The following is an 8,698-nucleotide window of genomic DNA, read 5'->3' as shown; positions in this document are numbered from 1 at the left end:
GTGCGGGGCCACCAGCACCCGCGACCGCGACAGACGGCACGCGTCGACGAGTGAGGCGTGGCAGCCCGCGTCGGAAACGACCAGCGTGTCGGGTCCGCCGAGCGCCGCGACCGCCCCGAGGTTCGCCGCGTAGCCGCTGGCGAACACGAGGCCGGCGTCGGCGCCGACGAAGTCGGCGAGTTCGCGCTCGAGCAGGTCGTGTTCGGCGGTCGTGCCGGTGACCAGGCGCGATCCGGTCGACCCTGCGCCCCAGCGGCGTAGTGCGGCGGTGGCGCCTGCGATGACCTCGGGGTGCCGGACCAGGCCCAGATAGTCATTGGATGCCAGGTCGACGAGACGCGAGCCGGGGGTGCGCGGTTGCAGGGTGCGGTGCAGGCCCGCGACACGGCGCGCCTCGGCGGCGGCGTCGAGCCAGGCCAGGCTGGCGGGTGCGGTCATGGAACGACACCCTACTTGAACGGCGTTCAAGTGACCAGGCGTGGCCGAGTTCAGACCGTCGCTCGCACCGCCGCGACCATCCCGCCGGTGATCGCCGCGACGTCGTCGGCGGTGCACACATACGGTGGCATCGCGTAGATCAGGTTCCGGAACGGGCGCAGCCAGACCCCGGCCGCGACCGCGGCGTCGGTGGCCGCGCGCATGTCGACGGGTTCGGCGAGTTCGAGCACCCCGATCCCGCCGAGTACCCGCACATCGGTCACCCCGGGGAGCTCCCGCGCCGGTTCCAGCCCTGCCGCGAGGCCGGTGTTCAGGGCCGCGATCTCGGACCGCCAATCCCGCGACAGCAGTAGCTCGACGGCCGCGACCGCGACCGCGCACGCCAGCGGGTTGCCCATGAACGTCGGCCCGTGCATGACCCCGCCGCCTTCCCCCGCGCTGATCACCTCGGCGATCGCGGACGTGCACAGGACGGCCGCGAGGGTGAGATAGCCGCCGGTGAGCGCCTTGCCGACGCACATGATGTCCGGGGCGACCCCGGCCTGGTCGGCGGCGAACAGTTCGCCGGTGCGACCGAACCCGGTGGCGATCTCGTCGAAGATGAGCAGCAGGCCGTGTTCGTCGCACATCCGGCGCAGCTCACGCAGATAGGCAGGATCGTGGAAGCGCATGCCGCCGGCACCCTGCACGACCGGTTCGACGATCACCGCGGCCAGCTCGTCGACATGCTCGACGAGGGTCTTCTCGAAGTCGGCGACGTAGGCGGGGTCGAAATCGCGGGGCGGCGCGGGCGCGAACACCTGGCGGGTGAGCACGTCGGTCCACATCGAGTGCATGCCGCCCTCGGGGTCGCACACACTCATCGGGGTGAACGTGTCGCCGTGGTAGCCGCCGCGCCACGTCATGAGCCGGTGACGCCCGGGGCGCCCGAGTGCGCGCTGGTACTGGACCGCGAGTTTGATCGCGACCTCCACGGACACCGACCCGGAGTCGGCGAGGAAGACCTTGTCGAGTCCGCCCGGGGTGATCCGGACGAGCAGGTCGGCCAGCCGCGCCGCGGGTTCGTGCGTGAGCCCACCGAACATCACGTGGCTCATCCGCCCGAGCTGCTCGGTGACGGCGGCGTCGAGCACCGGATGCCGGTAGCCGTGCACCGCCGCCCACCAGGAGCTCATTCCGTCGACGAGCTCACGACCGTCCGCCAGTACGAGCCGGGTGCCGCGTGCGTGGTCGACGACGAGCAGGTCGGTGGAAGCGGGAAACGCCCCGTACGGATGCCACAGATGCGCGGCGTCGAGTTCCGAGATTCGGGATGCGGACCACTTCCTGGAATTCACGCTCCGACTGTAGGGGGTGTCATGATCGATCGGAGTGGCCGCATAGGGTGTTCGGCCGTGCCTGTGTGTCGCTGTCACAGGTATCGCTCGGTGTCGTACGCCTCCGAGTCCGTTCCAGGAGGGAGTTCGATGCCCGTCGATACATCCGCACCGCCGCTGCGCTCGACCGCCCGAAGCACCGGGCCGGGTCGCCGCGCCGACCTGGACGGCCTGCGTGGCCTCGCGATCGGCCTGGTCGTGGTGTTCCACGTGTGGTTCGGGCGGGTGTCCGGCGGGGTGGATGTGTTTCTCGCGCTGTCCGGTTTCTTTTTCGTCGGGTCGTTGCTGCGCGTTACCGAGTCCGCCGCGCCGCTCGATCCACGGCCGGTGTTGCGGCGGGTGGGCCGTCGCCTGCTGGCGCCGTTGGTGCTGGTCCTGGTTGCGGTCACCGCGGCGCAGATCGCGCTGACCCCACCGACGGGCTGGTTCGCACCGGCCGAACAGGTCGTCGCGTCCCTGACCTTCGTGCAGAACTGGTATCTGGCGCGCACCGCGAGCGACTATCTGGCCGCCGATCCGTCGGTGAGCCCGATGCAGCACCTGTGGTCGATTGCCGTGCAGGGCCAGTTCTACCTCGCCGCTCTCGTCGTGGTGTTCACGCTCGCGTGGGTCCTGCGGCGACGCGGGCTGACCGTCCGGATGCCCCTCGTTGCGCTGCTGGCGGTGGTCACGGTGGCCTCGTTCGGGTATGCCACGTTCTCGCCCGCATCCCAGACCTGGCTGTACTACGACAGCGCCGCACGCCTGTGGGAACTGACCATCGGTGGGCTGCTCGTGTGCCTGGTGCCGTGGCTGCGGATGCCCCGGTGGGCTGCGGCGACGCTCGCCGTGCTCGCCCTGGTCGTGTTCCTCGGTTGCGGTGCGGTGCTCGACGGCCGCGAGCAGTTCCCCGGGCCGTGGGCGCTGGTCCCGGTCGGGGCGGCACTGGTGCTGGTGGTGACCGGTGCGACGCAGACGACCGTGGTGTCTCGCCTGTTGGCGTCGGCGCCGCTGGTGCGGCTCGGTTCGATCGCGTACTCGCTGTACCTGTGGCACTGGCCGGTGCTGATCGCCTATCTGGTCGTGTGGGAGCGGCTCACCCCCGGCGTGTTCGGCGGGTTCGCGGTGGTCGGTGTGTCCCTGGTCCTGGCCGAGGCGACGACCCGGCTGGTGGAGGACCCGATCAGGAAGGGCGCACCGTCGTGGGGGCGCACCACGCTCGTGTCGGCGCTGACGATCGTCGGTGTGACGCTGACTGCTGTCTCCGTCGGGTGGGTGCAGTACGTCGACCGTTCCGCCCGGCAACTCGAGGACCTGCCGGCCCTGTCGGCTGCCGTCTATCCCGGTGCCGGCGCGTTCGCCATGAACGCGGACGTGGTGACCGCGCCGGTGCAGCCGCCGCTGATGGTCGCCGATCGGGATCTGCCTGCCACCACGGTCGATGGGTGTATCGCCGATCACGGCTACCGCGACGCGATCACCTGCGCCTACGGGGACCCGGCGGCACCACATCGGATCGTGCTGACCGGCGGCTCGCATTCCGAGCATTGGCTGCCCGCACTGGACCTGCTCGGCAAGGAGCACGGGTTCCGCGTCGACACCTATGTCAAGGTGGGCTGCCCGCTGTCGGATCCGATGTCCCCGCTCACCGAAGATTCGGTGACCGTCGACTGCGACACCTGGTCGACGAACGTGCTCGCCGAACTGGCGGCGGACCCGCCGGACTATGTGTTCACCACATCGACCCGCCCCAGGGAGGAGGGCGAGGGGCCCGGCGACTACACACCCGGCTGGTATGTGGCTCTGTGGGACACGCTCGACTCCTATGGTGTCCCGGTGCTCGCGGTCCGCGACACCCCGTGGTTGAAGGACGACGGCATCCCCTATCGGGCGACGGACTGCCTCGCCCGTGGCGGCGACGCGCACGGGTGCGGGGTCGCCCGGTCCGACGCACTCGACACCGTCGATCCGGCGCAGGAGGCAGCGGCGCATCTGCGGACGGTGCATCCGCTGGATCTGTCCGATGTGGTGTGCCGTGCGGAACGATGCCTCGCGGTGGAGGGCAACGTCCTGATCTACCGGGATCGTGACCATCTCACCACCGCGTACGTGCGCACCCTGGCACCCGAGTTGGGTCGCCAGATGCGCACCGTCGTCGGTTGGTGGTGACGATCGGCACCGCTCGGCGCGAGCGTCCCTCGGCTTCCGATTAGTGTTGGCCCCCATGGACCCCAGCGACCCGATTCCGGCCGACGACACCACTGCGGTGGAGATGCTGGTCTGGCCAGGCACCCCCTATCCGCTGGGCGCCACCTACGACGGTGCCGGCACGAATTTCGCGGTGTTCTCGGAGGTCGCCACGAAGGTCGAACTGTGTCTGATCGCCCGGGACAGCACCGAGACTCGGATTCCGCTCGAGGAGATCGACGGATACGTGTGGCATGCGTATCTGCCGACGGTCTCGCCCGGACAGCGCTACGGCTTCCGCGTTCACGGCCCGTACGATCCGGCGCAGGGTTTGCGGTGCGACCCCAGCAAACTGCTCCTCGATCCGTACGGCAAGGCGTTCGACGGCGCATTCGACGGGGACGCGTCGCTGTACTCGTATGCGGTCACCGGACCAGACACGGACACTCCCGTCGCCGCCCCCGACGCCCCGGACGAACCGCACGCGGTCGCGGGCGACGAGGAGACGCTGCGCGAGACCACCGGTGACGCGACGGCCTCGGCCGACGATGCACCAGCCGAGTCCGGCGACACGATCGACGAGCAGTCCGCCGGGTCCGCCGGGTTCCCCCAGCTCGATTCGCTCGGTCACACCATGACCACGGTGGTGATCAACCCGTTCTTCGACTGGGCCTCCGACCGTCCGCCGCGTCGGCCCTATCACGAGACGATCATCTACGAGGCGCACGTCAAGGGCATGACCGCGGCGCATCCCGGGGTCCCCGAGCAGCTCCGCGGAACCTATGCGGGGCTGGCACATCCGGCGGTCATCGAGCATCTGCGCGATCTCGGCGTGACCGCGATCGAGTTGATGCCGGTGCACCAGTTCATGCACGACCAGGTGCTTCTCGATCAGGGCTTGCGAAACTACTGGGGTTACAACACCTTCGGTTTCCTGGCACCGCACGCCGAGTATTCGTCGTCACCGAAACCGAGTGCGGTCGTCGCCGAATTCAAGGCGATGGTGCGGGCGTTCCACGAAGCGGGCATCGAGGTGATCCTCGACGTGGTCTACAACCACACCGCCGAGGGCAATCATCTCGGACCCACCATCGGGTTCCGTGGTATCGACAATGCCGCCTACTACCGGCTCGTCGACGACGACAAGTCGCACTACATGGACTACACGGGCACCGGCAACAGCCTCAACGCCCGGCATCCGCACACCTTGCAGTTGATCATGGATTCGCTGCGGTACTGGGTCACCGAGATGCACGTCGACGGGTTCCGGTTCGATCTGGCGTCGACGCTGGCGCGCGAATTGCACGATGTGGATCGACTGTCGGCCTTCTTCGATCTGGTGCAACAGGATCCGGTGGTGTCGCAGGTCAAGCTGATCGCCGAGCCGTGGGATGTCGGCGAAGGTGGCTATCAGGTCGGGAACTTCCCCGGATTGTGGACCGAATGGAACGGCAAGTTCCGCGACACGGTCCGCGACTATTGGCGCGGTGAACCGTCAACGCTCGGCGAGTTCGCGTCCCGGCTGACCGGTTCGTCGGATCTGTACGAGGCGACCGGACGCCGGCCCGGCGCGTCCATCAACTTCGTCACCGCCCACGACGGGTTCACCCTCGCGGATCTGGTGTCCTACAACGAGAAACACAACGAGGCGAACGGCGAGGCCAATCGGGACGGCGAATCGCACAATCGGTCCTGGAACTGCGGCGTCGAGGGCCCCACCGACGATCCGGACATCCTGGCGTTGCGGGCTCGTCAGCAACGCAACATCATGGCGACACTGATGTTGTCGCAGGGCACCCCGATGCTCGCGCACGGCGACGAACTCGGCCGGTCGCAGCGAGGCAACAACAACGTCTACTGCCAGGACAACGAACTGGCGTGGATGGACTGGTCGCCGGAGGCCGTGGACACCGACCTGCTCGCATTCACCCGCACCGTGATCCGGTTGCGCCGCCGACATCCCACGTTCCGGCGGAGACGCTTCTTCGAGGGCAGGCCGATCCGCAGCGGCGACCAATCCCGCGACATTTCGTGGCGCACCCCGGCCGGCGGCGAAATGACCCCGGAGGACTGGGACAGCGGATTCGGCAAATCCCTCGCGGTGTTCCTCAACGGTGACGGCATCCCCGAACCGGATCAGCGCGGGCAACGCGTCGTCGACGATTCGTTCCTGTTGTGTTTCAACGCCCATCACGAGCCGATCGACTTCGTCACCCTGGGCGACCTCGACGATCCGGACTGGACGGTGGTGCTCGACACGGACAGCGCCGACGGCCTGCGCGAGCGGACGGTGACGCCGGGCGAGTCGGTGCAGGTCCAGGCGCGATCGCTGGTGGTACTCCGTCGGCCGCGACACCCGTGATCCCCCATACCCGTGCGCACGGGGCAACAACGACGAGACAGGCAGGTTCCGGTACGGCGACCCCCGACGACTTCGAAGCACTCGACCCTGTCCTGCTCGTCACCCGCACGGGCGGCGACAGCATCGTCTACAGCCCCGGCGGCCCGGAATACCACCTCCACCGCGGCGCACTCGACAAGCACGGGATCGAGGGCTCGGGATACTCGTCACCGACGAACGGGCGCTCGATGCCGCCCTGTCCGCCGCAGCCCCGCGAACGGATCATCCGTCGGGTTGACGCCGGATGAAATCCGCCATGCCTGGCACGGTGAACGCGATCCGTCCGTGCTCGGGTGCCCAGATCAGGCCCTTCTTGATCGTGGTTTCACGGACGTCGCTGACACCGCTGGCGGTCGCCCCCATCAATTCGGCCACCTTGCCCGACCGGGGTGCATCTTCACCGGTGGCGGCAAGGGCCGTCAGGTAGCGGCGTTCCCGTTCCGTCGCCCGATTCCACCGGGAGGGGAAGAAGCCTTCATCGAGGTGGCTACGCCCGACCTCGACGGCAAGTTCTGCGTCTTCGGTTTGGAAAGGTGCTTCCGGCGCGAGGTTCCAGATGGCCTTGCCGTATTCCTGGAGGAAGTACGGGTAGCCGCCGCTGGCGGTGACGAGCACGTCGAGTGCGTCGTCGGTGAAGTCACCTCCGTGGTGGCGGACCGGGATCCTCAGCGCGTCGGCGGCGGCGTCTCTGTCGAGGGGACCGACTGTGCTGTAGAGGAACTGGCGTTCCGCGTAGGAGCGGTTCTCGGACAGGACCGCAGGAAGGTTGGGAAGGCCGGCGCCGATGAGGAAGAACGGCCATTCGCGTTGGCCGGCCCGGTGTTGGACGGCTAGGAGCGCCGAGAGCAGGTCGGTGTCGAGGTCCTGCATTTCGTCGATGAACAGGCCGAAGGCGCTGGACCGCGGTTTGAGTGCGGTGGTGATCGCTTCGACGAGTTCCTCGATGTCGAGGTCGATGTCACCACTCGAGGCGGCGGGTTGAGACGTGCCGACGTTGACGGTGGCCGGTCCGAGACCAATTTCGAGGGAGAATCCGCGGGCCAGCTCGATCAGGGGGTCGATGAGCTTCTGGATCTTGTGCTTGCGGCTGTACCGGCGCAGGCCGACAGTCAGTTCCTGGCCCAGCTTGGCGCGCACGGCGGCGGTACCGGCAGCGTTGGGTCGGGCTTCGATTCCGATGGTCAGCCAACCCTGCCGGTCGGCGTGTTCGGCGAGTGTGTTCAGCAAGGTCGTCTTGCCGACTCCGCGCAGTCCGGACAGGACCATGCCCCGGTCGTAGTTGCGTCGCTTGCTGCGAGCGACGAGCAACTCGAACGCCTCGATCTGCTTGTCCCGGCCCTCCAGCGCGGGAGGACGCAACCCCGATCCGGGCTTGAATGGGTTCAGTTCCAGATCCATATGGAACAGTATAGATAAATATGGAATATTTCCCATAAGTCCCCATATAGTCCTCGAAGTCCCCCGATCCAGGCCTTACATCAGCACGGCGCAACTGTGGATCGGACGGCGTTCCCGCGAGACCTGGGCGCAAGCACCGTCACGGCTCTCACCAGTCGACGCCGATCGCTCCGGGCATCCCACACCTGCCGGCGCGATCGCGGCGAACTGCCACGGTCTGCGGAGAAGCCCGGAAATTCACTTGCCGCACCCGGTGCGCTCGAGGTCGAATGAACGGTCGCGCCGCGCGGCGCCATCCCGCCATCCCGCCATCCCGCCATCCCGCCAGGAGAACCACATGCCGGCTCCCACCGATCCGCAGGCTGCGCTCGTGCCCGCCGCGGCCGAGTACCTCGACACTCTCGAGAATCCCCGAGTCGAGTTACGCGCCGGTGCAGGCGAACCGGACTTCGGCCGACTCGTCGAGGTGTGGCGGAGCGCGGTCCGCGCCACGCATCACTTCCTGAGTTCGCAGGACATCGCGTTCTACGAGGATCGGATGGCGCGGGAATACCTGCCGGCTGTCGACGTGACGGTCGCCGTCGTCGACGGGCGCATCGTCGGGTTCTCCGGTCTCGCCGAGGGCCGGCTGGAAATGTTGTTCGTCGACGACGACCATCGCGGTACCGGCGTCGGATCCGTGCTGCTGGCCGACGCCCTACACCGGTATCCGGCTCTCACCTTGGATGTCAACGAGCAGAATCCGACGGCACTGGCGTTCTATCAGCGACGCGGTTTCGTCGTCACGGGACGGTCCGATCTCGATGGTGACGGTCGCCCGTTCCCGCTGCTGCACCTTGCCGTCGCCACCGGACTCTACGGGGTGGATCAGGTTCGACACTAGCGCCCGTCCCTGCCCCGCGACCACGCCGACCACAAC

General features: G+C 67.9%; 6 protein-coding genes. 3 read left to right on the top strand and 3 right to left on the bottom strand.

Features of this window, described 5'->3' with window-relative positions; all coding sequences use genetic code 11:
• Positions 1-438, bottom strand: a 438-nt coding sequence (locus WAX14_RS09600; protein WP_422627855.1) for an aminotransferase class I/II-fold pyridoxal phosphate-dependent enzyme, incomplete at its 3' end; no start/stop codon positions are given.
• 50 nt (positions 439-488) lie between these two features.
• Positions 489-1,775 (bottom strand): adenosylmethionine--8-amino-7-oxononanoate transaminase, encoded by a 1,287-nt coding sequence (locus WAX14_RS09595; protein ID WP_422627854.1) that lies wholly within the window; start codon positions 1,773-1,775, stop codon positions 489-491.
• Between the two features lie 129 nt (positions 1,776-1,904).
• Between WAX14_RS09595 and WAX14_RS09590 the strand changes: the two genes are divergently transcribed.
• Positions 1,905-3,962, top strand: coding sequence for an acyltransferase family protein (locus tag WAX14_RS09590; RefSeq protein WP_422627853.1), 2,058 nt, complete (start codon positions 1,905-1,907; stop codon positions 3,960-3,962).
• A 55-nt stretch (positions 3,963-4,017) separates the two neighbouring features.
• A complete protein-coding gene (glgX, locus tag WAX14_RS09585) occupies positions 4,018-6,342 on the top strand; it encodes a glycogen debranching protein GlgX (RefSeq protein ID WP_422627852.1) in 2,325 nt (774 codons plus the stop codon).
• A gap of 261 nt (positions 6,343-6,603) precedes the next feature.
• Here the strand turns inward: glgX and WAX14_RS09580 are convergent, their stop codons facing one another.
• The gene (locus WAX14_RS09580) at positions 6,604-7,779 is read right to left on the bottom strand and encodes an ATP-binding protein (protein ID WP_422627851.1); all 1,176 of its coding nucleotides are present in this window, start codon (positions 7,777-7,779) and stop codon (positions 6,604-6,606) included.
• Positions 7,780-8,116: 337 nt separating this feature from the next.
• Between WAX14_RS09580 and WAX14_RS09575 the strand changes: the two genes are divergently transcribed.
• Positions 8,117-8,662 carry an acetyltransferase gene (locus WAX14_RS09575; protein WP_422627850.1) on the top strand — a complete coding sequence of 182 codons (546 nt, stop codon included), beginning with the start codon at positions 8,117-8,119 and terminating at the stop codon, positions 8,660-8,662.
• The last annotated feature ends 36 nt before the right edge of the window (positions 8,663-8,698 follow it).

The organism is Rhodococcus sp. (in: high G+C Gram-positive bacteria) (assembly GCF_049299235.1).
GTDB lineage: Bacteria > Actinomycetota > Actinomycetes > Mycobacteriales > Mycobacteriaceae > Rhodococcus.
Note: the sequence above shows the minus strand (reverse complement) of the source record. Positions and strands in the feature narration are given on the sequence as shown.